Origin of the sequence: Tateyamaria rhodophyticola (assembly GCF_047777875.1) — a bacterium.
GTDB lineage: Bacteria > Pseudomonadota > Alphaproteobacteria > Rhodobacterales > Rhodobacteraceae > Tateyamaria.
Window position 1 is genome coordinate 1,551,619 of the sequence record NZ_CP180519.1, and the last position, 22,384, is coordinate 1,574,002.

General features: G+C 60.7%; 22 protein-coding genes. 8 read left to right on the forward strand and 14 right to left on the reverse strand.

All coding sequences use genetic code 11. The features are described from left to right. Positions 1–92: 92 nt before the first annotated feature. Genes ACERHN_RS09285 through ACERHN_RS09295 form a run of 3 tightly spaced genes read right to left on the reverse strand, consistent with a single transcriptional unit; the run spans position 93 to position 2,307 of the window. Positions 93–896, reverse strand: coding sequence for a substrate-binding domain-containing protein (locus ACERHN_RS09285; protein WP_415922353.1), 804 nt, complete (start codon positions 894–896; stop codon positions 93–95). Continuing rightward, complete coding sequence (locus ACERHN_RS09290; RefSeq protein WP_415922354.1) at positions 893–1,609, reverse strand: ATP-binding cassette domain-containing protein; 717 nt, start codon at positions 1,607–1,609, stop codon at positions 893–895. The genes ACERHN_RS09285 and ACERHN_RS09290 overlap by 4 nt, the downstream gene beginning before the upstream one ends. Continuing rightward, the gene (locus ACERHN_RS09295; protein ID WP_415922715.1) at positions 1,603–2,307 is read right to left on the reverse strand and encodes an ABC transporter permease; all 705 of its coding nucleotides are present in this window, start codon (positions 2,305–2,307) and stop codon (positions 1,603–1,605) included. Before ACERHN_RS09295 ends, ACERHN_RS09290 begins: the two co-directional genes overlap by 7 nt. 208 nt (positions 2,308–2,515) lie before the next feature. Here ACERHN_RS09295 and ACERHN_RS09300 point away from each other — a divergent pair, with 208 nt between their 5' ends. Then, positions 2,516–4,441 (forward strand): cache domain-containing protein, encoded by a 1,926-nt coding sequence (locus ACERHN_RS09300; RefSeq protein WP_415922355.1) that lies wholly within the window; start codon positions 2,516–2,518, stop codon positions 4,439–4,441. A 13-nt stretch (positions 4,442–4,454) separates the two neighbouring features. Here the strand turns inward: ACERHN_RS09300 and ACERHN_RS09305 are convergent, their stop codons facing one another. The 7 genes from ACERHN_RS09305 to ACERHN_RS09335 all read right to left on the reverse strand — a co-directional run bounded on the left by ACERHN_RS09305 (position 4,455) and on the right by ACERHN_RS09335 (position 12,086). Beyond that, on the reverse strand, positions 4,455–5,945 hold the full coding sequence (locus ACERHN_RS09305; RefSeq protein ID WP_415922356.1) for a mannitol dehydrogenase family protein: 1,491 nt from the start codon (positions 5,943–5,945) through the stop codon (positions 4,455–4,457). Further along, entirely contained in the window at positions 5,945–6,724 is a 780-nt protein-coding gene (locus ACERHN_RS09310; protein ID WP_415922357.1) for an L-iditol 2-dehydrogenase, read from the reverse strand. The genes ACERHN_RS09305 and ACERHN_RS09310 overlap by 1 nt, the downstream gene beginning before the upstream one ends. After that, positions 6,721–7,725: an ABC transporter ATP-binding protein gene (locus tag ACERHN_RS09315; RefSeq protein ID WP_415922358.1), complete on the reverse strand. Its 1,005-nt coding sequence runs from the start codon at positions 7,723–7,725 to the stop codon at positions 6,721–6,723. Before ACERHN_RS09315 ends, ACERHN_RS09310 begins: the two co-directional genes overlap by 4 nt. Positions 7,726–7,734: 9 nt before the next feature. Next, the gene (locus ACERHN_RS09320; RefSeq protein ID WP_415922359.1) at positions 7,735–8,568 is read right to left on the reverse strand and encodes a carbohydrate ABC transporter permease; all 834 of its coding nucleotides are present in this window, start codon (positions 8,566–8,568) and stop codon (positions 7,735–7,737) included. 5 nt (positions 8,569–8,573) lie between these two features. Further along, positions 8,574–9,512, reverse strand: a complete 939-nt coding sequence (locus ACERHN_RS09325) for a carbohydrate ABC transporter permease (protein ID WP_415922360.1) — start codon at positions 9,510–9,512, stop codon at positions 8,574–8,576. A 158-nt stretch (positions 9,513–9,670) separates the two neighbouring features. Continuing rightward, the gene (locus ACERHN_RS09330; protein WP_415922361.1) at positions 9,671–10,963 is read right to left on the reverse strand and encodes an ABC transporter substrate-binding protein; all 1,293 of its coding nucleotides are present in this window, start codon (positions 10,961–10,963) and stop codon (positions 9,671–9,673) included. A gap of 97 nt (positions 10,964–11,060) precedes the next feature. Next, positions 11,061–12,086: a LacI family DNA-binding transcriptional regulator gene (locus tag ACERHN_RS09335; RefSeq protein WP_415922362.1), complete on the reverse strand. Its 1,026-nt coding sequence runs from the start codon at positions 12,084–12,086 to the stop codon at positions 11,061–11,063. 239 nt (positions 12,087–12,325) lie between these two features. Here ACERHN_RS09335 and ACERHN_RS09340 point away from each other — a divergent pair, with 239 nt between their 5' ends. The 7 genes from ACERHN_RS09340 to ACERHN_RS09370 all read left to right on the forward strand — a co-directional run bounded on the left by ACERHN_RS09340 (position 12,326) and on the right by ACERHN_RS09370 (position 17,076). After that, positions 12,326–12,940 carry a ribonuclease D gene (locus tag ACERHN_RS09340; RefSeq protein ID WP_415922363.1) on the forward strand — a complete coding sequence of 205 codons (615 nt, stop codon included), beginning with the start codon at positions 12,326–12,328 and terminating at the stop codon, positions 12,938–12,940. Further along, positions 12,937–13,899, forward strand: a complete 963-nt coding sequence (locus tag ACERHN_RS09345) for a KpsF/GutQ family sugar-phosphate isomerase (RefSeq protein WP_415922364.1) — start codon at positions 12,937–12,939, stop codon at positions 13,897–13,899. Before ACERHN_RS09340 ends, ACERHN_RS09345 begins: the two co-directional genes overlap by 4 nt. Positions 13,900–13,928: 29 nt before the next feature. After that, positions 13,929–14,525: an LPS export ABC transporter periplasmic protein LptC gene (lptC, locus tag ACERHN_RS09350; protein ID WP_415922365.1), complete on the forward strand. Its 597-nt coding sequence runs from the start codon at positions 13,929–13,931 to the stop codon at positions 14,523–14,525. 7 nt (positions 14,526–14,532) lie between these two features. Then, positions 14,533–15,021, forward strand: coding sequence for a lipopolysaccharide transport periplasmic protein LptA (lptA, locus tag ACERHN_RS09355; RefSeq protein ID WP_415922366.1), 489 nt, complete (start codon positions 14,533–14,535; stop codon positions 15,019–15,021). Further along, positions 15,021–15,779, forward strand: a complete 759-nt coding sequence (gene lptB / locus ACERHN_RS09360; protein WP_415922367.1) for an LPS export ABC transporter ATP-binding protein — start codon at positions 15,021–15,023, stop codon at positions 15,777–15,779. Before lptA ends, lptB begins: the two co-directional genes overlap by 1 nt. A 227-nt stretch (positions 15,780–16,006) precedes the next feature. Further along, the gene (gene hpf, locus ACERHN_RS09365; protein ID WP_415922368.1) at positions 16,007–16,570 is read left to right on the forward strand and encodes a ribosome hibernation-promoting factor, HPF/YfiA family; all 564 of its coding nucleotides are present in this window, start codon (positions 16,007–16,009) and stop codon (positions 16,568–16,570) included. A gap of 41 nt (positions 16,571–16,611) precedes the next feature. After that, positions 16,612–17,076 carry a PTS sugar transporter subunit IIA gene (locus tag ACERHN_RS09370; protein ID WP_415922369.1) on the forward strand — a complete coding sequence of 155 codons (465 nt, stop codon included), beginning with the start codon at positions 16,612–16,614 and terminating at the stop codon, positions 17,074–17,076. 3 nt (positions 17,077–17,079) lie between these two features. Here ACERHN_RS09370 and ACERHN_RS09375 read toward each other — a convergent pair whose 3' ends face one another. The 4 genes from ACERHN_RS09375 to ACERHN_RS09390 all read right to left on the reverse strand — a co-directional run bounded on the left by ACERHN_RS09375 (position 17,080) and on the right by ACERHN_RS09390 (position 22,384). Then, on the reverse strand, positions 17,080–18,507 hold the full coding sequence (locus ACERHN_RS09375) for a nodulation protein NodH (protein ID WP_415922370.1): 1,428 nt from the start codon (positions 18,505–18,507) through the stop codon (positions 17,080–17,082). A gap of 5 nt (positions 18,508–18,512) precedes the next feature. Continuing rightward, the gene (locus ACERHN_RS09380) at positions 18,513–20,210 is read right to left on the reverse strand and encodes a beta-1,6-N-acetylglucosaminyltransferase (RefSeq protein WP_415922371.1); all 1,698 of its coding nucleotides are present in this window, start codon (positions 20,208–20,210) and stop codon (positions 18,513–18,515) included. Then, on the reverse strand, positions 20,207–21,193 hold the full coding sequence (locus ACERHN_RS09385) for a glycosyltransferase family 2 protein (protein ID WP_415922716.1): 987 nt from the start codon (positions 21,191–21,193) through the stop codon (positions 20,207–20,209). Before ACERHN_RS09385 ends, ACERHN_RS09380 begins: the two co-directional genes overlap by 4 nt. Positions 21,194–21,265: 72 nt before the next feature. Beyond that, complete coding sequence (locus ACERHN_RS09390) at positions 21,266–22,384, reverse strand: glycosyltransferase family 4 protein (RefSeq protein ID WP_415922372.1); 1,119 nt, start codon at positions 22,382–22,384, stop codon at positions 21,266–21,268.

Below are 22,384 nucleotides of genomic sequence, written 5' to 3' on the forward strand. Positions count from 1 at the left end.
TTCGAATTGGCTGTGCCAATCCGACGGACGTGGGGGCGTTGCCCCCACACCCCCATGGTATTTCCAGCCAGAAGAAGATCGGGTGCGTTTGATCACTGATCCGCGTTGAACGTAAACAGCGTTTCACTGTTGATCGTATAGGTGTTGATCAACGCCTCGGCCCGCTCGGACGTCAGCCAGGTTTCAAGTTTCGCGTTGAGATCTGATTTGACATGATCGTGCCGTGTCGGGTTCACGGGCAGGAACGCATATTGATTGAAGAGTTCCGGGTCGCCCGCGAACAGCAGGGCCAGGTTGCCTTTGTTGCCAAAGTTCAGCCAACTTGCCCGGTCCGAGAGGATGTAGGCATCAAGCCCGGACGCGGTATTGAGCGCCGCCCCCATCCCTGCGCCAACCGCATTGTACCATGTGCCGAAACCGCCCGCCTCAAGGCCAGCGTTGGACCAGAGGCTCAGCTCTTTCTTGTGCGTGCCGCTGTCATCGCCCCGGCTGACAAACGGTGCCTTGGCCGCGGCGATACGCTGCAAGGCGTCCAACGCGGTCTGACCGGCCGCGATATCCGCCGGATCCCCGGACGGTCCAACAAAGACAAAGTCGTTGTACATGATTTCGCGCCGATGCGTGCCGTAGCCTTCGGTCACGAATGCCTCTTCTGCCGCGCGGGAATGCACGAGAATGGCGTCCACATCCCCGGCCCGGCCCAGCCGCAGGGCCTGTCCTGTTCCTACGACCAGAAGCTGAACCTCAAGGTTCAGATCCTTCGCAATCTCAGGCAATAGAACATCCGCAAGGCCAGAGTTGTGGAAGGAAGTGGTCACGGCCAGGCGCATCTGGTCGGCGGCCTGTGCGGTGCCCACGCATAACGTCCAGAACATCACGATAAGTGTCTGTTTCATTCCACGATATCTCCTTTCAGGAATGCTCGGGCCTGCGCGGTTTTGGGGTTGTCAAAGAAATCCTGGGCCGCGCCGGTTTCATGCACCTGTCCGCCCAGCATGAAGACGACCGTATCGGCGATGCGGCGGGCCTGTCCCATATCATGAGTGGACATGATCAGGCGGGTGCCGTCCGCTTTGGCCTGCAGCAGGATCGCCTCGATCTCTCGCATGGCGCGGCCATCCAATGACGCGGTGGGTTCGTCCAGAAACACAAGCGCCGGTTCGGTGATCAGCGCACGCGCGATGGCCAGTTTTTGCTGTTCTCCGCCAGACAGAACCATGGCCCGGCGTGACAGGTGCGGCGACAGCCCCACCTTCTCCGCCCAGTGCGCAGCGGCAGCGCGGGCAGTTTTGCCAGCGGTTCCGCGCAGCCGCAGCGGGTATGTCAGGTTCTCTTCCACTGTGCGGCGCAACACCACGGGCTGCTGAAACACAAAGGCCTGATTGTGTCGCGCCTGCGCCGTGTCGCAGGCCCAGGTGACTGTCCCGCCTGTCAATCGCGCCGTGCCGTGCATCAACCGCAAGAGCGTGGTCTTGCCCGACCCGTTTGGCCCCATCACCACGCACAGGCCCTGCCCATCGAGCGACAGATCGACAGGCCCGACCAACCGTTTGCCACGTCGCGAGGTTTCGGCCCCTTTGAGGGTCAGAGGAAACAGCGCGGTCACCATCGGCTGTCCCTTTCGGTTTGCCCGATCCAGTGGATCATCAGGTTCACGCCGAGCGCCAAGGCGATGAGGATAAAGCCCAAGGCGAGGGCGAGCGCAAACTCACCCTTCCCGGTTTCGAGCGCGATGGCCGTCGTCAACACCCGCGTCGCATTGTCGATGTTGCCGCCGACGATCATGATCGCGCCCACCTCACCGATCCCGCGTCCGAACCCTGCCAGCGCCGCCGTCAACAGCGCGCGGCGGGCGTCCCACAGCAGAGTCTGCATTTTCTGCATCTGCGTCACATTCATGGAGATCAGCAGATCGTGGTATTCGGCCCACAGTTCACGCAGCGACTGGTGCGCGATGGATGCGATGAGCGGCACGATGATGATCACCTGCGCCACGATCATGGCGGTGGGTGTAAAGAGCAATCCAAGCGCCCCAAAAGGGCCGGAGCGGGACAGGAAGATATAAACGATCAGGCCCACGACAACCGGCGGCAGGCCCATCAACGCATTGAGCATGGCAATGGTTGCGCGACGCCAGCGAAAGCGACGCACCGCCAGAAGCGCTGCGAGGGGCAGGGCAATCATGCAAGCAATCAGCAACGCGGTGAGGGTGACGCGGAGCGAGCGCAGCGCAATCTCTGCCAGCTCTGCATCAAATGTGACGACCAGCCAAAAGGCGTGCCGCAGACCCTCCCAAAGATCGACGATGGCCGATCCTCCCGTTGCTTGTTTTGCCCAAAACTGAACCGTTTTACGAAGGGACGCCAGCCCTGTTGCACCGTGGTGACATCCTGTCTCTGCTGGCCGGGCATGCGATCGAGCGCGGGGTCAGAATGTCCGGCCTGATGACGGGCGTGCGCTGGCATGCCATCTGCGACGCTTTGCGGAACCTCACGTGCTGGGCTAGCGTGGCGCCATGAATTCGGTTCGCTTCCGCCTTTTGATCCTCGCGCTGGCACCAATGGTGGTTTTGATGCCGCTTTTGCTGTTTCTCGGCATGACCCGGTGGACAGCGGATTACGACGAAGTGCTGATTGCCAACGTTGAAAGCGACCTGCGCATCGCGGAACAGTACCTGTCGCGTCTGATGGTCGAGACGGGGGATAAACTGCAAGCTGTGGCGGGATCGGTGGAATTTGCGCAAACACCGCCCGCCGATCGCACCGCTTTTTTCGAGGCAAAGCGGGACGCCCTGGCACTGGATTTCCTGTATCACCTGCCGCAAGACGATGTGACAGACGAATGGCCCGTGATCCAGAGCGCGGCACAGGGCGACGGCAAGACCGAGATCGACATATTCTCAGGCGATGCGCTGGCCGCCATTTCACCGGACCTCGCGGAACGCGCCCGACTGCCCCTGATCGAAACCGAAGCCGCCATGCCCACGGACCGCATCGTCGAAGACCGGGGGATGGTCATTCATTCGGCCACCCCGGTGACTGTCGCGGGGCGCGAGGGCGTTCTGGTGGGTGGTATACTCCTGAACCGCAATCTCGGCTTTATCGATACGATCAACACCCTTGTCTATCAGGACGCGGTGGGCGGCGGCTCCAGACAGGGGACCGCGACCCTCTTTCTTGATGATGTGCGCGTGTCCACCAACGTGCGCCTGTTCGAGGACGTGCGCGCGCTTGGCACACGCGTGTCGGCAGCGGTGCGCAGCAAGGTGCTGGGCGAGGGGCGCACCTGGCTTGACCGTGCGTTTGTGGTGAACGACTGGTACATCTCGGGCTACCTGCCGCTGACCGACAGCTTTGGTGCGTATGTCGGGATGCTCTATGTCGGGTTCCTCGAAGAGCCGTTTACCATCGCGAAACGCAATGCGTTTCTGGCCATTCTGGGCGCGTTCATTGCGGTGCTGCTGTTATCTGCGCCGGTGTTCCTGCGTCTGGCCAAGGGGATCTTCGCCCCGCTTGAACGCATGACCCACACCATGTTCCTTGTGCAGCGGGGCAACCTATCTGCGCGCAACGGGGCCGACGGAGGCACCGGTGAGATTGGTCAGGTTGCGGGGCACCTCGACGATCTGTTGGATCAGGTGCAGGAGCGGGACGAAGAGCTGAACGTGCGTGTCGCACAGCGCACGGCGGAATTGCAGCGCGCAAACGAAAAGCTCGAAGAGACCTTCCGCCAACTGGTCATGAGCGAAAAGCTCGCCTCGATCGGCGAGATCACAGCCGGCGTCGCGCATGAAATCAACAATCCGGTGGCGGTGATCCAGGGCAATATGGACGTGATCCGCGACAGCCTCGGCGCGCAAGGGGACGGCATCCAGACAGAGTTGAGCCTTGTGGACCGCCAAATCGCCCGCATTCAGACAATCGTTGGCAAACTGCTGCAATTCGCGCGACCGGGTGAGTTTGCGGACCTGGAGCAGACGGTTCCCGTCAGTCCGGTGATCAGCGACTGTCTGGTGCTCGTGAACCACGTCATATCCCAAGCGGACATCACGGTCGACACGCGTTTCGACGCGGTGGGGCATGTCCGTATCGACCCCGGCGAGATGCAGCAGGTTCTGATCAACCTCATCATGAACGCGGTGCAGGCCATGGGCGCGCGGGGCGTTCTGACCCTGATCACCGAGGATGTGGAGCGCGACGGAGACATGGGCGTATGCATCACGGTGTCCGACACCGGTCCGGGTATTGCACCCGACAAGGTGGATGACGTGTTTGCCCCGTTCTATACAACCAAACAGGCCGAGGGGACGGGCCTCGGCCTGTCAATCTCACAGACGTTGATCCAGCAAGTCGGCGGCCTGATCCGTGCCGGCAATCGTCCGAACGGCGGCGCGTATTTCGAAGTCTGGCTGCCCGCCGCAACACCCGAAGACGCAGGCTAGCGCCCCGGACCCGTCAGAGGTACGCCGCAATCGCGGCCCGCGCCCCATCGGCCCAGATAAGGGTCAGCCAATCTGCAAAGGCATCCGCGAAAACGGGATCATCCGCCAACGTTCCGTAAAACTGCGATTGCGCGATCCATACGCGCGGGTCGTCCTTGGCCGCCTTGGCAACACGGGTCAGATCGTCCCAATGGGGATCATTGGCTTCGATCTGGGTGCCGTCTTCGCGGGTGCCTTCGCACATCCGCGCCCACAGCGCCTCAACCAGCGCGAGGCCAGACACCGATCCACCCGCCGCCAGCGCATCACGCAGGATCGGGTGGATAAAGCCGGTGTGCCGGGACGATCCGTCAAAGGCCACACGCCGAGTCGTGTCGTGTATCTTGGGATTGGAAAACCGGCGCGTGATCAGGTCCAGATACCCCGACGGGGACATATCCGGCACCGCCGCGACATAAGGAACGATTTCATCCGCCTCGACCTTGCCAAAGAAGGCTGCGATGTCCCGGTCCTGCATACAGGCGGCAATGGTCGGCACAGACAAAAGTTCACCGACATTGGCCAACACCTGATGCCCTGCATTCAGCATGCGGATCTTCATCGCCTCATAGGCATGGACATTGCTGGTGAACGTGGCCCCGACACGGTCCCAATCCGGGCGGCCCGCACAGAAATCGTCCTCGATCACCCATTGCCGGAAATTCTCATGCGTCACCGGGGCTGCGTCATCGATGCCAAGGCTCAGCGCACGGGCAACTTCCTGCGGCCCCGTTGCGGGCACGATGCAATCCACCATGGAATTGGGAAAACTGGCCTCCGCCTCGATCCAATCGGCCAGATCAGGGTCGATCATGCGGGCCAGCGACACCACCGTCTGCCGCAGGATGGCGCCGTTGCCCTGCAGGTTGTCACAGCTTTGCATGGTAAAGGGCCCGTGCCCGGCCACACGGCGCGCGGCCAGCGCGGCAATCATCGCACCAAAGGCGGTGCGCGGCGTATCGGGATGTGCCGCGTCGTGCTGAATATCGGGGTCGCTGGCGTCAAAACCACTGGTGGCCGCATCAATGTAATACCCGCCCTCCGTCACGGTGAGCGACACGATGCGGATGGCAGGATCGCTCATGGCCAGGATCAGTGACGTGTTACCCTCTTCAATCGGCAGATAATCGACCATCGGTCCGATCACCTCGACCGAGGTGCCCGAGGGGTCAAGTTCAATCAGGGTGGTCAAACAGTCCTGCGCAATCAGCTTGTCGCGCATCGCCACGTCATAGCTGCGCACACCCGCACCTATAATGGCCCAATCCTGTGCGGCGCCGGTTTGCATCAGCCGGTGCAGGTACCACGCCTGATGCGCCCGATGGAAATTGCCCAACCCGATATGCACGATGCCCGGACGCAGTCCGTCCCGGTCGTATTCGGGGCGCGCGATGCCCTGGGGCAGTTGGTCCAGGGTCGCAAGGCTCAGCGCGACCGGTGCCGGAGTTTGGGCCAGATCATCCATCAGCTCATCCAATTGCCGCCATCGACATTATACGTTTGCGCAACGATGTATTCCGCATCGTCCGAGGCGAGGAACACCGCCATACCGGTCAGGTCCTCGGCACGGCCCATGCGGCCATAAGGCACCGCTTCGCTGACTTCACGCTTTTTCTGGCCGGGCGCCTTGCCCTCGTATTTGGCAAAAAACGCATCCACCTCGTCCCAGTGTTCGCCGTCCACAACGCCGGGTGCGATGGCGTTCACGTTGATCCCGTGCTGGATCAGGTTCAACCCGGCAGACTGGGTCAGGCTGATGACCGCCGCCTTGGACGCGCAATACACAGCAACCAGCGGCTCGCCACGGCGCCCGGCCTGACTGGCCATATTAATGATGCGGCCCTTGATGCCCTTGTCGATCATGTGCTGGGCCACGACCTGAATCGTGAACAGCGTGCCTTTGACGTTGATGTCAAAGCACCGGGCATAATCATCTTCGGTGATCTCGGTGAAGGGGGCGGCGGTAAAGATTGCGGCATTGTTGATCAGGATGTCGATCGGACCAAAGCCATAGCTTTCGGCCATACCGATGGCTTCGCGGATGCTGTCGGTGTCGGTGACGTCCATATGAACCGACAGCGCGTTGTCCTTGTCCAGCTCCATCGCTGTTTCCGCCGCCCGCGCCTGATCGATGTCTGCAATGACCACGCGTGCACCGGCCCGGAGATAGGCTTGCGCAAACACCTTTCCGATGCCGCGCGCCGCACCCGTGATCAGAGCCGTTTTACCAGCCAGCCGCGTCATTCGATCCGGAGCCCCTTGTCGTCAAACTTGTGCAACAGGGTCTCATTCGGGGTCAGATAGACCGTGTCGCCATGTTTCACCGCAACGTCGCCCGCCGCACGCACGGTCATCGGGTCACAGCCCGGAACCCCGTGGATGTGGATGAACGTGTCAGAGCCAAGATGCTCGGCCACGCCAACCGTGCCCTGCCACAGCCCGTCCGTGGTCGACACGTCGATATGTTCGGGGCGAATACCGATGGTGTGCGCGTTGTGCTTTTGCGCCTCGGCCCCTTCGATCAGGTTCATTTTGGGACTGCCGATGAAACCGGCGACGAACTTGTTGCGTGGCTTGTGATACAGCTCAAGCGGGCTGCCCACCTGTTCGATCACACCGGCCTGCAACACGACGATCTTGTCGGCCATGGTCATGGCTTCGACCTGATCGTGCGTCACATAGATCATCGTGGTGCCCATGCGCTTGTGCATCTCGGTGATCTCAAGACGCATGCCGACCCGCAGCGCCGCGTCCAGGTTCGACAGGGGTTCGTCAAACAGGAATGCGGATGGGTCGCGCACAATCGCCCGGCCAATCGCCACCCGCTGACGCTGACCACCCGACAGCTGGCCCGGCTTGCGATCCAGATAGTCGGTCAGGTTCAGCGACTCTGCCGCCGCCTTGATCTTGGCCTCCTGCTCCGCTTCGCTGATGCCCGCCATGCGCATCGGGAACGCAATGTTCTTGCGCACCGTCATGTGCGGGTAAAGCGCATAGGTCTGGAACACCATCGACAGGCCACGCTTGGACGGGGACACCTGTGTGACGTCCTCATTGTCGATCAGCACCTTGCCCGATGTCGTGTCCTCTAGCCCCGCGATCAGGCGCAGCAAGGTGGACTTGCCGCAGCCCGAAGGCCCGACGAACACCGCAAACTCGCCATCTTCAATCGTCAGGTCCAAGGGCGGAATGACTTGCGTATCGCCAAAGCTCTTGGTCACTTTATCAAGCACGATTTGTCCCATTGGGTTTCCTTATTTCACAGCGCCAAAGGTCAGACCTTGGACCAATTGTTTCTGACAGAACCAACCCAGCACCACGATGGGGCCAACGGCTGCGGCGGATACGGCGGACAACCGGCCAAAGAACAGCCCCTCTGGCGCGCGGTTGCCTTCGATGAGTTTCGACAGCGTTGCGGCCTCGGTCGTGGTCAGACGGACCGTCCAATACGCTTCGTTCCAGCAAAAGATGAAGCACAAGAGCGCGGTGGACGCGATACCACCCCACGCCAGCGGGATCAGGATTTCCCGGATCTCGCCCCATGTGTTCACGCCGTCCATCTGACCCGCTTCGATGATCTCCTTGGGGATCTCCTTGAAGTAGGTGAACAGCATCCAGATCACGATGGGTAGGTTGATGAGCATCAGGACCACGATGACCATGAAATGCGTATCAAACAGACCCAGGCTCTTGGTCAGGAACGTCATCGGATAAAGCACGGCGGCAGCTGGCAACATCTTGGTCGACAGCATCCACATCAGCACGTCCTTGGTGGCCCGGCTTGGATTGAACGCCATCGCGTAGGCACAGGGGATGCCCACGGCCAGCGCAAAGACTGTGGCAAAGACGCTCGTGATGACCGAGTTGGTGGCGAACCGCCAATAGTCGTAGTTTTCGGTCATGTTGAGGTAGTTATCGAGCGTCGGCGTGAAGAACAGCAGATGCTCGGGCTTCACCGCATCCGCATCCGTCTTGAAACTGGTGAACACCAGCCAGAAGATCGGGAAGAAGAACAAAAGCCCCACAGCCCACGCCAGCACAGGCCGACCGTATTTCCCAAACCGGGTTTCGTTCGCAACGATAGCCATGGTGCTTACTCCATCAATGTCTTGCCGATCATCCGCAGCAGGAAGATGGCAACGATGTTGGCGAGGATGACGGCGAAGATGCCGGTGGCACTTGCGGCGCCGATATTGTTGTTGGCGAATTCACCAATCAGGTACGGCAGGTTCTTGTTCCCGTTGCCGCGGCTGACAATCTCGATCTCCGCGTAAAGCGACAGGTGAAAGATCGCCTGGATCATCACCACGATCGCGATGGGTCGGCCAAGGTGCGGCAGGGTCAGAAACCGGAACTGTGACCAGGTGCTGGCCCCGTCCAAAATGGCGGCCTCTTTCTGCTGCTGGTCCTCGGATTGCAGCGACGTCATGAAGATCAGGACCGCAAAGGGCGTCCACTGCCACGTGACCATGATGATCACTGCATAGGCAGAGGTCTGCGTGGCGCGGAATGAAATGGGTTCCAATTCGGGCCAGAGGGAGAAGAACCAACCGACACCGGGGGCGGCGCGCAGGCCGTCGATCATGTCGTTAATGCCACCCACTGCGATCCCTTGCAGGCCCAGCACCGGGTCGAGGATCATGTTGATCCAGAGCACGGCGTTCACCGCCGGCATCACAAAGAAGGGCGAGATCAGAAGGACACGCACGATGCCCTGACCGGGAAACGCCTTGTTGATCAGAACGGCGATAAGCACGCCAAGGATCACAGTCAGGAACAGAATGCTGCCCACGATGAACAGGCTGTTCTGGATCGCGAAAAGAAAGTCCTTGGAGTTCAGAACGAACTCGTAGTTCCCGAAACCGCGCCAGTTGCTCAAGCTCGGTGTGGTCCACTCCGGCCGCCGCAGGCTGTTCAGCACATAACGGATGAAAGAGAAGTAAAGCGTCATGCTCAGCGGGATGAGCATCCAGATCAGCAGCAAGATCACGGCCGGTGATTGAAGGAGGCGGGGCAGCTTTCTGTCAGACATAACTCTATCGTCCTCGCGCGCCGGTCTGCGCACCATGCAAGTTGCGTTTGAATGTCACGGTTTAGGATGCGCCGGTCAGGTCAATCGAAACAAGGGCCTGTTCGCGCGCAGAAAGGGCAGGCGGGTCCGACGCTGTGCCGGACCCACCCAGTGTCAGCTTAGTAGCCAGCTTCCGTCATGATCGCTGCGGCTGCGTCCTGCGACGCTTCCAGAGCTTCGTCCACCGACTTGGCACCGGACAGAGCTGCTGCGATTTCCTGAGCAACGGCCGAACCCACTTCGGGGAATTCAGGGATCGCTGCGAACTGAACGCCAACGTAGGGCTTCAGGTCCGTCGCTTCGGGCGCTGCGGATTCGATCGCTGCCATTTCGGCGGCGGCAAAGCCTGCAACAGCCTGGAACTCAGGCAGAGCGTATGTGGAGGCGCGCTGACCTGTTGGGACTTTGTCCCAGCCAAAGTCGGGGTGGTTACCAACGGCCTGAACGTAGTCTTTGGACGTTGCCCACTCAATGAACGCTTTGGCTTCTTCGGCGTTCTCTGTGCCCGCTGGCACTGCCATGGCCCATGCCCACAGCCAGTTCGCACCAACCGGGTTACCGGCGTTTGGCGACTGTGCGTACGCGACACCGTCCACTTCGAGGAACGAAGCCGCGATGGTGGCGTCGATCCACATGCCGCACTTGCCTTCGTTGTAGAGAGCCAGGATCTCGTTGAAGGAGTTACCTTCGGATCCGGGAGGGCCGTAGTTGCCCAGCAGGTCAACATAGAAGTTGATCGCCGCTTTCCATTCGTCGGAGTTGATCGTCGGTTTGAAGTCCGCGTCGAACCATGCACCACCGAAAGAGTTCACCATGGTCGTAACAAACGCCATGTTGTCGCCCCAGCCCGGCTTGCCGCGCAGGCATGCGCCGTAAACGCCGTTGTCGGGATCATGCACGGCAGCAGCGGCTGCCTTGATGTTGTCCCAGCTGTCGTTGTCGGCAATCGACACACCAGCGGCGTCCATCAGGTCCTTGCGGTACATGACCATCGACGATTCACCATAGAAAGGTGCGGCGTACATTGTGCCTTCGTGGGACAGACCTGCGCGGATCGCGGGCAGGATGTCGTCCATGTCGTAGTCTGCACCGAACTCAAGCGGTTCGATCCAGCCTGCGGCACCCCAGATCGGCGCTTCCTGCATGCCGATGTTGATGATGTCGTACTGACCGCCGCCTGTTGCGGTGTCGGACGTGACCTGCTCGCGCAGCACGCCTTCTTCGAGCGAAACCCACTCAAGCTGCACACCGGTTTCTTCGGTATACGCTTCCGCGACTTTCTGCATGTTGATCATGTGGCCGTTGTTCACGATGGCGATCGTGAGCGATTTGGCGTGGCCGTCGGCCAGAGCGCCCGTTGCAGTGATCAGCGTCAGCGCCGTCGCCGCACGAAGTGCGTTCCCAAGAGACATCCGGTTCCTCCCTAGATTGGATGTTATGTGGGGCGACGGTAGCCATCATCTATGCGCGCTGTCAATAAATATTTTACGCGCGGAAAGTTTTACGCAGTCACGCGGAATCCCGCATCACCAGACGCCCTTCAAAAAGCGTTGTTTCGCGGGCGGTTTCCTCGCCCTCGATGGCACTGAACAGGGTCTCAACCGCATGGCGCGAAATGGCTTCGTAATCCTGCGCAATCGTTGTGAGTGGCGGGCAGGTATAGCGGGCAAACGGATGATCGTCCTGCCCCGCCACACGAATCGCACAGTCCGCGTCGCGCCCGACACGCACGCCACTTTCGTAACACGCGGTCAAAAGGCCGATTGCCAAACGGTCGTTGCTGCACAGGACCGTGTTCGATGTGAACACCTGTCCGGCAAGGGCTGCGGCCCCTTCGCGACGTCCGATTTCCTCGAAATCCCAGCCCTCGCCTTCGACGCTTATGACACTGGGCGCGTGGCCAAGCGCCTCCATCGCCTGGATGTATCCCTGCCTGCGCCGATTGGCGTTCGGGTTTGCCGGGTTCTTCATCTCAAAGAAACACGGCGGTTCACCCGTGCGGCACAGATAATCCACGATCAGACGCGAAAACTGCGGATTGTCCGACCCGACAAAAGACAGGCCAAGGTCATTCAGGTTACTGTCAAACAGAACCGTCGGCACCGCCTCACAGAACTTTTCGATTGCGCTGCGATCCGATGATCGCCCCAAAGGCGCCAGCAGAACTCCGGCGGGTTTCATCGACCGCAACGTGTCCAGGATATCGACCTCGTGATCGGGTTCACCATGTGAACTGAACAGGGTCGGGCGGTATCCGGCGGCCACGCAACGCTGTTCGATATTCCGCGCGATCTCGGCAAAAAACGGGTCGGCCACGTTGGGCACCACGATCCCGACATTCTTGGTCAGCTTGCGATTTTGGTTCATCGCAAAAATGTTCGGGCGATAGTCATACTGCTCCAGCGCCGCTTCGATACGGTCCCGTGTCGACGCGCGCACAGATCCCGGATCGTTGAAATACTTCGACACGGTGGGGCGCGAGATGCCGCTGAGCGCCGCGAACTCCTCCATGTTTCTGACCTTGACGTCACCCATGCTGTGCGGGACCTCCCTTTCCCATTTCTTACCGTTTCTTACCGCGCGAAAAAAATCAACGGCTCACGCGAAAGATTTGATTGCGTGGAAGCCCTCAATTTCCCCGGTCTGAACCGCGGATCGGAACGCGTGTCGAGATGGGCATCTATCGAAATGCGTTGCCCGACCCGCGCCACGGACGATCTATGCCAAACAATCCACGCCTTCCCCCGCGCCCTGCCCCGCGCTATAGCGGGCGCATGACGAATTACCTGCACATCTCCGACCTGCCCGACGATCTGGACCTTGGGTCCATGGTCGCGATTGACTGTGAAACCATGGGCCTGCACCCGCATCGCGACCGGCTGTGCGTGGTACAGCTGAGCGCCGGTGACGGCGACGCGCATATGGTGCAGATCCAAAAAGGGCAGACCGAGGCACCCAACCTCTGCAAGCTGCTGACCGACCCCGATGTGCTGAAACTGTTCCACTTTGGCCGCTTCGATATTGCGGCGATGCAGAACGCGTTTGGGGCTGTTACGGCGCCGGTCTACTGCACCAAGATCGCGAGCCGTCTTGTCCGAACCTACACCGACCGGCACGGGCTCAAGAACCTGTTGCAGGAACTGTTGGGTGTCGACATCTCGAAACAGCAGCAATCCAGCGATTGGGGCGCAGGCAGCCTGACGGACGCGCAATTGGCCTATGCCGCGTCCGATGTCCTTTACCTGCATCAATTGCGGGACGCCTTGAACGCGATGCTGGAGCGTGAAGGCCGGATGGAGATCGCGCAGGCCTGTTTTGACTTCCTGCCGATGCGCGCGCAACTGGACCTTGCCGGTTGGCCCGACACTGACATCTTTGCCCATTCATGAGCGCGTCGTTCCTCGATACGGCCCGCGCGGTCGTCCGCACCGAAGCGCAGGCGCTGAGCGCGTTGGCCGACGCGCTGGACGACAGCTTTACCCAGGCGGTCGAACTGCTGCTGCACGCCAAAGGGCGCGTAATCGTGACGGGGATCGGGAAATCCGGACACATCGCCCGCAAGATCGCAGCGACACTGGCCAGCACGGGAACGCCGGCGCAGTTCGTCCACCCGGCCGAAGCGAACCACGGCGATCTGGGCATGCTGACACGCGATGACGTTGTCCTTGCCATTTCGAACTCGGGCGAAGCGCCGGAGCTGGCCGGTGTCCTCGCCTTTTCCCGCCGTGTGAACATCCCGCTGGTCGGCATGACCAAGGCACCGGGCAGCACGCTCGGCACCGCGTCGGACGTTGTCCTGCGCCTGCCTGATCTGGGCGAGGCGTGCGGGACGGGCGTTGTGCCGACCAACTCCACCACCATGACGCTGGCCATGGGCGACGCGCTGGCCGTGGCATTGATGAAGCACCGCAGCTTTACCGCCGAGCATTTCCGCGACTTCCACCCCGGCGGCAAACTGGGCGCGCAACTGGCCCGCGTGTCGGACCTGATGCACACGGGGGCCGCGATGCCACTGGTGTCCGAAAACACGCCCATGCCCGACGCCCTGATCGAGATCAGCCAGAAGAGCCTTGGCGTTGTGGGCGTTCTGACGACCGAAGGCGCGTTGGCGGGGATCATCACCGATGGGGACCTGCGGCGTCACATGGACGGGCTCTTGAACTTGAAAGCGGCGGACGTGATGACCACTTCCCCTACAACGATTGCGCCGGGTGCGCTGGCGGAAGAGGCCGTTGCCACCATGAACGCGCGCAAGATCACATGCGTGTTTGCCGTCGATCCGGATGGCACGGGCGCACCGCAGGGGATCCTGCATATCCACGACTGCCTGCGGGTGGGCCTTGGATAGGCCAGGCTCTTTGGGCTGAGGAACACGACATGGACCGCTATTCGCGCATTGTGGCCTGGCTCAAGGTCCTGCTGCCGCTCGCAGCACTAGCGCTGCTGTCCACCCTGTTCCTGCTGTCGCGCAACACCGACCCGGTCGCAGCGGTGCCGTTTGCGGATGATGAGCTTCTTGATCGTGTGCGTGATGAACAGATCACGGGCCCCTTCTTTTCCGGCACCACAACCGATGGCGACCGCGTTTCCGTGGCGGCCGGCACGATGCGCACCGGGCTGGGTAAGGCGAGCGAAGTCGAAGATCTCTCGGCTCAAATCGACATGCAATCCGGCACCCGGATCATCCTGTTTTCGGACGCCGGTCAGTTCGACATGACCAACGCGCAGTCAAACCTGACCGGCAACGTGGTCGTGACCACATCAACCGGGTTCAAGATGACAACCGATTCTCTTTTGGCCGATTTCGATGCGATGCAGGTGGACGCCCCACAACCGGTGGCTGCAACCAGCCCATTTGGCACGCTGAATGCCGGACAAATGCGTATGGAAAGACGCGGCGCAGACGAAAACGCCCATTTGATTTTCACAGACGGGGTCAAACTGATATACGATCCCACAAACTTGGAAGAGTGATTTTGACGTGACCTATTTGCGGTATCTGGCCCTTGCCTTTGTCCTTTGCGCCGCGGCGCCCGTTTCTGCCCAAGGCACCTCCGTTGCCTTCGGAGCGATCCAGCAGGATACCTCTGCCCCGGTCGAGGTGACCGCCGACGAACTGGCCGTGGATCAGGCAACAGGCGCGGCGACGTTCACCGGCAATGTGGTCATCGGTCAGGGTGAAATGCGCCTGTCTGCGCCCCGGGTGCTCGTGATCTACAGCCAGGGACGGACGGGGATTGAACGGCTTGAGGCGACGGGGGGTGTCACGCTTGTCTCCGGTCCCGATGCCGCCGAAGGACAGCGCGCGGACTATGACGTGTCCGACGGCGTGATCGTCATGACCGGCGACGTCCTGCTGGCCCAGGGTCAAAGCGCGCTCAGCGCGGACCGCATGACCGTCAACCTCGACGATGGCACGGCACGGATGCAGGGGCGGGTCAAAACGATCCTGCAAACCGGCAACAACTGATGGCCAAGCCAGACCTCAAACTGGCCAAGAGCGAACCAGGCCTCCAGATTTCGCACCTGCGCAAATCCTATCGCAAGAAACTCGTGATCCGCGATTTTTCGATGGAGCTGAGCCGGGGCGAGGTTGTGGCCCTGCTTGGCCCGAATGGGTCGGGCAAGACGACGACATTCTATGCGGTTGCGGGCCTTGTGACCCCCGAAGGCGGCAAGGTCATGCTGGACGGCACAAATGTGACCAACCTGCCGATGTACCGCCGCGCACAGATGGGCATTGGATACCTGCCGCAGGAAATGAGCATCTTTCGCGGTCTCAACGTCGAAGACAACATTCTCGCTATTCTCGATATCGCAGAAGGTGACCGCCACAAGCGGCGCGAGCGGCTTGAGGAGTTGCTGAGCGAATTTTCCATCGAGCACCTGCGCCGCGCGCCCGCTCTGGCGCTGTCGGGTGGGGAACGGCGGCGCGTTGAAATCGCGCGGTCGCTGGCGGCCAATCCGAAATACCTGCTGCTGGACGAACCCTTTGCCGGGGTGGACCCGATTTCTGTGGGCGATATCCGCAACCTTGTCGCCGACCTCAAGACCCGTGGCATCGGCGTGCTGATCACCGACCACAACGTGCGCGAAACGCTCGAGATCGTGGACCGTGCCTATATCTTGCATGATGGTCAGGTTCTGATGTCCGGCACGCCCCAAGATGTTGTGCAGAACGAGAATGTGCGCCGCGTCTATCTCGGCGAAAACTTTCGCATTTCATAAAATATGCGCGGAGACACGCGTCCGCTTTTCATTGACTTGAACGGTATTTCGGCGTGCAATGGGGCATGGCTTTTGCGCGGTTCCTTTCTGTCGGCCTCTGTCTGATGTCCAATCGGACCAGCGACAACGCGAACCTCGTACACGCCCTTCCGACCAACTGAACCTGCGAAACCCGCCACAACCGTGACGGGAAAGGTGTCATTTGGCGGGCCAAAGAAGGAGACGGCATGCAATATCAAATCAGCGGCAAACAAATCGATATCGGTGAGGCCCTGCAAACCCACGTGCGCAACGATCTTGGCACCGTGGTTGAAAAATACGCGGAGCGCCCAACAAATGCGCAAGTGGTCTTTTCCAAGTCCGCGCATGAATTCGTCTGTGAGGCGACGGTGCACCTGTCCACCGGATTGACCGCACAGGCCAAGGCCCATGCCACTGAAATCTATGCCGCTTTTGATGCCTGTTCCGAAAAGATGGAAAAGCAGCTGCGCCGCTATAAACGGCGTCTCAAGGACCATCACAAGGAACGCGCGCAACCTGTTGAACTCTCCGGCGCGGCCTCGTATATCCTCGCCTCCGACGCAGGGACCGAGGAATCAGAACCCGAAACCCTGCAACCCATGATCGTAGCCGAGATGGAGACCAAGATCCCCTCCCTGTCGGTCGGAGAAGCGGTCATGCAGATGGAATTGGCCGGCGCACCTGTTTTGGTGTTCCGAAAAGAGGGCAAAGACGGACTGAACGTGGTATACCGTCGGGATGACGGAAATATCGGTTGGATTGATCCGTAAGAGAACCGGCGCCACGTCAGCGCGCCAGCAAAGCGAGCAGGATGAATTTTGAGACTCTTCTGAAACCGGAGGCCGTCAAGGTCGTGTCCTCCGCATCCTCCAAAAAACGATTGCTGCATGAAATCGGCGATCTGATGGAGGTTGCGTATGGCGTTACCGGCGCACTGGTGGTCGAAGCGCTGATGGCGCGCGAAGCGTTGGGGCCCACGGGCGTGGGCCATGGCGTGGCGCTGCCCCATGCGCGCCTCGACGGGATTGATGCGGTGATGGGTGCGTTTGTCCTGCTTGATAAGCCGATCGAGTTTGATTCTGTCGACCGTCAGCCGGTGGACATCGCCTTTGCCCTCTTCGCCCCTGAAGAGGCGGGCGTGGACCACCTCAAGGCGCTGGCATTGGTGTCACGGACGCTGCGGGATCAGGCCATCTGTGCCAAGCTGCGCGCCAACCCGGATCCGGTGACGCTCTACACAATCCTCGGTCAGGCAAAGTCGGCACAAGCGGCCTGAGCGTCAGCGCTCTGACCAATCCCCGAAACCGAATGTGACATAGTCGCGCGCATAGGCATTGCGCGCGATTTTCTCGACTTCGACGTCGTATATATCCCCGAGCGCAAAGGGCCCCGCATCCGGATACACCGGCGTGTCCGGCAGGGCAGACAGCCCGACATCCTCGGCCAGACGCGCAATACCGGTGGCCAGCTGTGATTCCCGGATCATCACATCGGGCACCGCAAATTCGGCAAAGCCCTCGATTGTCTTGCTCTGTGTCGCCCAATCAGGATCAATGCGGATGGCGGTCTGCCCGGCGAGGTTCCCTTTGAGAAACTCCAGAAACGCGACAAAGGCCGCGCGATGCGCCGCCTTGTCGTATCCTCCGTCTTGCGGATCATCTGGCAGCGGCAGCTTGTATCGCCGCACCAGCGTATTGCGTATACCGCCATATCCGCCCGGCCCGGTGTTCAGGATACGTGTACAAAAGACATGATGTGCCCGGTCCAGCGGATGCCGGACAACACAAAACCGCCGGTGCCCCGGATGCCCCCGCATCCATTCACGCAAATCCTTCTGGGACAGCTTGGTGGCTGTGTTGGCGCTGGCCGCGCGATCAATCTTGTTCAGCCAGCCGACGACCGGGTCGTCGGTCCCGCCCCGGATCGGCAGATACACCAGCCGCGCCGCCGCGCTTGCGTGATAGGTCGGCACCGCCGCCCCGCGCCGCGGTTCGAAATTCGGCGTCCGCGTCAGGTTGAACCGGTCCAGCCCGCTGAGCGCGCTCTGCATCTGTGAAAAATTGCTGACCTTATCCGACAACGCGGCCGGGTTCTGCACCTTCAACGTCTTGTCGAGCGCCTCAAGACGGCTTGCCACACCCAACCACGCGGCCAGCCCGTTCATCACCTCGACACTCTGCAAATCCTCGTACGCGACGTAAAACGCAGTCTGACCGGAAACCTGCAACCGGTTCAGCAACGACACCTGAAAGGCCTGCAACGCAGACAGGTGCGCATCGAATTCCTCCGCTTCGAACTCGGCCTTGCCGTCCTTGCGCGCCTTGGCATCGGTCAGCTTCCACTGCCCTGTGCTCTGCGCGATTTTCCACGACACATAGCTGTCAACGGGATTGCGGGTCAGGATGACCTTTGCGCATTTCGGATCGTCGATGATCTTGTCGAACACGCGCGGATCATGATCGTGGAAATAGCGAAACCCGCTCATCTCAGGCGTCTGGCGAATGGCCCGCAACAGCTGCTTTGGGTCGGCATCGCGCGCATCCTGCGACACGCCAAGGATATCGGTGGTGTCGGGATAGCCCAGAAAATGCGGATTGAACGCCTCACCATGACAGGTCAGCCCATCAAACGCATTGAGGTTCGTTTCCAAAAAGTTGGACCCGGTCCGCATCTCTGCAAACACAACGAAATAATCGAACTGCGCCATATCAGCTACCGTACCAAATAGGGTTTACGGGGCGGCGTCTGTGCCGGTTCCGGCCCCAGAACCACCGGGAAATCCCCCATGAGATAGGGGTGCATCCCCTGGTTCTTGAGGTTTTGCAGAAACTGGCCAAAGCCCTTGAGGTCCACCATCTTGGGCACCTCGGACAACCGGCGCATCTGCATATGCCCGATTTCATCCAAAATGCCCTGAAGCGGCTCCATCGGCGCTTCGATGAACTCCGCCATGGTCCAGATGCGGATGCGCGCCTTGGCATAGGGCGACCGCAACACATCGAGATGCTCGCTCTCAATCTTTTGGAGGCGGGCGGCCTCTTTGCGGATATCCATGAAATTCAGGTTCGACCGAAACAGCGGCACGGCCCATGCGCCCGAAATCACGGAAATCTGCGCATTGGGATCCTTTGCCATGCGCCAGATCACATCCTGATTGTCCGATGGACCAAACTGGAAACACTGCCGTTCGCCCCGTGTGTTCCAGATCAGGTTGGTCAGAAACGCATTCGCGTTGTAATCCCGCGCCTTCGCGCTGTCCCCCATCGCCCCGTTAAGCGTCGTCTGCCCATCCGCGTACTCAACGCGGTCCGATCCAAACAGATGCCCATGCACGCGCGATCCTGTCGCCTTGCCCAACCAGCTCTCGAAATTCTCGAAGATCTCGGTAAAGCCCTGAAAGACGGAATAAGGCGCCGCCGTCACGCCGTTCTCCCAATCTTCATTTGGAAACCGGCTTTGCATATAGAGACCGGGACGCCCGCGCGTCCGACGCTCCACCGCCTTGGCAAAGATACGGTCAATCTTGCCAGGGTTCGGTTCCGTCCGTTTCATCGCACCTGCGGGATCGGTCAGGAACGCATCGTAAAGACGGTTGGCATGCGGCCAGATTTTGCGCGCCACAAAGCAATCCGACCGGCGCAAGAGCTGAAGGTGATCGTCGTAGAATATGTGCGGTTTGCCCTGAAAATCGAACTTGGACAGGGTCAGCGACCGGCTTTCGATATTGGTCGAAAACTGCCGCGCCAGTGTCTGGTAATAGCTTTCGTCGGGGATCCACACGTGCCGGAAATAGGTGTCGTATTCACGCCGGTCCGGGCCCTGCAAAATCGCAGACAGCGTCTGGCGCGTCAGACACCACCACTGGCTCCCCATATGGGGCACGAGGCCCTGGGGGACCTTACGCTTGACCCCGAAACGCCGCTGGAATTCCACGAACCGGTCAAACAGGAACCGCTGCCGCTTCCATGAAAACGGGAACCGCAGGGTGAACCGTTCCGCATCAAGGCCACCGACAGTCCACGGCACATCCGCCGTTGTCGCGCTCTCGATGAAATCGGTGCGCGGACGATCCGCGAGGTAATCCACCAACTCCTCAACCGGTCGCAGCGGCAGGCAGGAGCCGGACGCAAGATAGACGTGCCGGACATCATCAAAGGTCTCCAGCATCATCTGCGACGCGGCCTGACTTGCCGCGACGATGCCCCACGTGCCCCATTCGCACCGGAACCGTTTGGAGAATTTGACGGCAGGCAGGTCGGCAAGCGCCTGGACAAACTGCGCGTTGGTCTTGCGCGGCACATTTGCGTCCACATGGATGACGACCGGACACCCGCTTTCCGCCCAGTGTCGCGCGGCCTGTTCGGCACGGTCGAGCGCGGTGTGCACCAGCATCACAATCCCGACGCTCATGCCCAGTTCCCCTTGGACATCAATCCGAGGATCTCAAGCTGGCGCCAGTTGATGTATTTCTCGGACCACTTGCACCACAGATCCGGGTCATCCCGCATCGTGTCAGCATAGGCTTTGTATTCGACGGAGGCCGAGTAATGCTGCTTGCGCTGCAACTCTTCGGCGGCCTTTGCGGTGAACGTGTCGAGGAACTTGGCATGCAGCAAAACGCCCGACGCCTTTTCCCCGCCCCACTCGTCATAGACCTGGTTCAACCCGCGCGGCAGCAGCATGTGCGTCGACGACACATAGGCATAGCGGCGGTCCCATTTCACCAACGGGATCTTGTTCAGTGCCGGCGCCTTGGCCGGGTTGTCCGGGAAAAACACACGGGCCCGTGGTCCACCCTGGATCCACAGATTTCCAAACCGTTTGTTCCGCGCGATCGTGTAATTGCCACTGTCGAACCAGCTGGCGATTTCAATGGGGTCCTGCCCCGCCTGATAGGGTTGTTCGTCCAGCCGCCCCTTGGGGTACATATCAAGCAGCATGGCCGAGAAGGACCGAATGGACGACGCGTCCAGCCAGTCGGTCAGCGCCCGCAGCGGGCGCGTGTCGCAAAACGGATAGATCAGGAATTCGTCAGGATCGACAGTCAGCGACCAATGCCCGTGCGCATGGCGCATCTGGAGCCAGTTCAGCCAATCCACTCCAAAGCGCGACCGCTTATAGCTCGCCTTGGTCGTCCAGACGGACACGTCTGGTTGCGCCGCAAGGTAGTCGGCGGTGCCATCCGTGCTGTCATTGTCCACGAAAAAGAAATGATTGATCCCCTGATCCCGGTAGTATTGCAGGAAATAGGGCAGGCGGATCGCCTCATTCCGGATCGTGGAGAAACACAACAGGTCGAGGGGGCGAATGTCGCCCGTCCGGTCGACCACACGTTTCAATTCGCGACGCTTGCGGAACGCACGAATACGCCACCGCTTCCGCTGAAGCCTCAGTCGATATGACTGCCAAGCGCCCAAATTCGCCCGTCCTTTGCCCGCCGTCTGCTACGGCCCGGCCGGCACCTATCAGGTCAGCCTTAACACAGTCTTGAAATGCGCGTCCCACGTGGGGGGTGCAAACTGAGCGGCTGAAGCGTGTGACGGTGCGGTTTGTGCCAATGCCTCGACTTCGTTTTTCCACAGATAGCGCTCTGTGACGTTTGCGTAAATGGGAATGTTCCGAAGGACTTCTCGGTAGACCTCAAGATCGTTGACGATCACGGGAACGCCAAGCGCCGCCGCCTCGACCGCGGGCAGGCCATACCCCTCGGCATGAGACGGGAAAAGCAACCCGTTTGATCCGGCAATCAACGCCGCAATCGCCGCATCCGAAAGACCCGACATCACCCGAATGGGCCCGCCTGCAGGCAACGCATCCAGGCGGGCAAACACCGCGTCATTGTTCCACCCGCGATTGCCCGCGATCACAAGGCCGGGCGCGCGCGGCCCCATCTCGTCCCACAGATCGAGGAGAAGCGCGTGGTTCTTGCGCGGCTCGATCGTGCCGACACAGACGAAATACGGCTGATCGGGCACGCCACCGGGCACGGCGTCCGGATTTGGCGCAGACACGTCTGTTCCCAAATGCGCAACAATCGACGGCACGGCGCGGGTCATATGCCTGGCCGCGCGCGCCTGCGAGTCAGCCGAATTGAAGATGATCAGATCCGCATGCTCCCCGACCCGGGCCAGCATCCCGGCAAAACGCGCAACGGTGCCCTCCCGCTGATACTGCGGGTATTCCAGCGGGATCACATCGTGGATCAACACTGTAATCTGCGCGTCTACCGCCGCCTTCATCGTCCGCAGCACCCGCGCCGTCAGGTTGGAGTGACCGACGTTCAGATACGAGGCACCCGGCGGCACCGCCCGCCGCAGCATCCGCCCCAGGAACGGCGGCAGCGCACGGCCCACCGACACGCGGCGCGCCATGGTCCAGACGTCCCGCTGACCGGTCCCCGACAGCGGCTCGGCCATCGCCTGCATCCCCGTACTGTCCAAAAGGATATAGCCCCAGCGGGACCGGATCAGGCCAAACACCGGCACCGGATCGTCCAGCACCGCCCGCAGATACGCCAGCTCGACCCGATCAACACCCGTCAGAACCCGACCGGCCCGGCGCATCAGCCGGGTGATGTCCAGCAC

Bases quoted from the DNA above. Each gene is read 5' to 3' on its own strand.
- lptC (WP_415922365.1), top strand. From the start codon at position 13,929: ATGGACCGCTATTCGCGCATTGTGGCCTGGCTCAAGGTCCTGCTGCCG.
- ACERHN_RS09380 (WP_415922371.1), bottom strand. From the start codon at position 20,210: ATGAGCGTCGGGATTGTGATGCTGGTGCACACCGCGCTCGACCGTGCC.
- ACERHN_RS09300 (WP_415922355.1), top strand. From the start codon at position 2,516: ATGAATTCGGTTCGCTTCCGCCTTTTGATCCTCGCGCTGGCACCAATG.
- hpf (WP_415922368.1), top strand. From the start codon at position 16,007: ATGCAATATCAAATCAGCGGCAAACAAATCGATATCGGTGAGGCCCTG.
- ACERHN_RS09290 (WP_415922354.1), bottom strand. From the start codon at position 1,609: ATGGTGACCGCGCTGTTTCCTCTGACCCTCAAAGGGGCCGAAACCTCG.
- ACERHN_RS09310 (WP_415922357.1), bottom strand. From the start codon at position 6,724: ATGACGCGGCTGGCTGGTAAAACGGCTCTGATCACGGGTGCGGCGCGC.
- lptB (WP_415922367.1), top strand. From the start codon at position 15,021: ATGGCCAAGCCAGACCTCAAACTGGCCAAGAGCGAACCAGGCCTCCAG.
- ACERHN_RS09285 (WP_415922353.1), bottom strand. From the start codon at position 896: ATGAAACAGACACTTATCGTGATGTTCTGGACGTTATGCGTGGGCACC.
- ACERHN_RS09375 (WP_415922370.1), bottom strand. From the start codon at position 18,507: ATGGCGCAGTTCGATTATTTCGTTGTGTTTGCAGAGATGCGGACCGGG.
- ACERHN_RS09325 (WP_415922360.1), bottom strand. From the start codon at position 9,512: ATGTCTGACAGAAAGCTGCCCCGCCTCCTTCAATCACCGGCCGTGATC.
- ACERHN_RS09340 (WP_415922363.1), top strand. From the start codon at position 12,326: ATGACGAATTACCTGCACATCTCCGACCTGCCCGACGATCTGGACCTT.
- ACERHN_RS09345 (WP_415922364.1), top strand. From the start codon at position 12,937: ATGAGCGCGTCGTTCCTCGATACGGCCCGCGCGGTCGTCCGCACCGAA.
- ACERHN_RS09335 (WP_415922362.1), bottom strand. From the start codon at position 12,086: ATGGGTGACGTCAAGGTCAGAAACATGGAGGAGTTCGCGGCGCTCAGC.
- ACERHN_RS09320 (WP_415922359.1), bottom strand. From the start codon at position 8,568: ATGGCTATCGTTGCGAACGAAACCCGGTTTGGGAAATACGGTCGGCCT.
- ACERHN_RS09370 (WP_415922369.1), top strand. From the start codon at position 16,612: ATGAATTTTGAGACTCTTCTGAAACCGGAGGCCGTCAAGGTCGTGTCC.
- ACERHN_RS09315 (WP_415922358.1), bottom strand. From the start codon at position 7,725: ATGGGACAAATCGTGCTTGATAAAGTGACCAAGAGCTTTGGCGATACG.
- ACERHN_RS09330 (WP_415922361.1), bottom strand. From the start codon at position 10,963: ATGTCTCTTGGGAACGCACTTCGTGCGGCGACGGCGCTGACGCTGATC.
- ACERHN_RS09305 (WP_415922356.1), bottom strand. From the start codon at position 5,945: ATGGATGATCTGGCCCAAACTCCGGCACCGGTCGCGCTGAGCCTTGCG.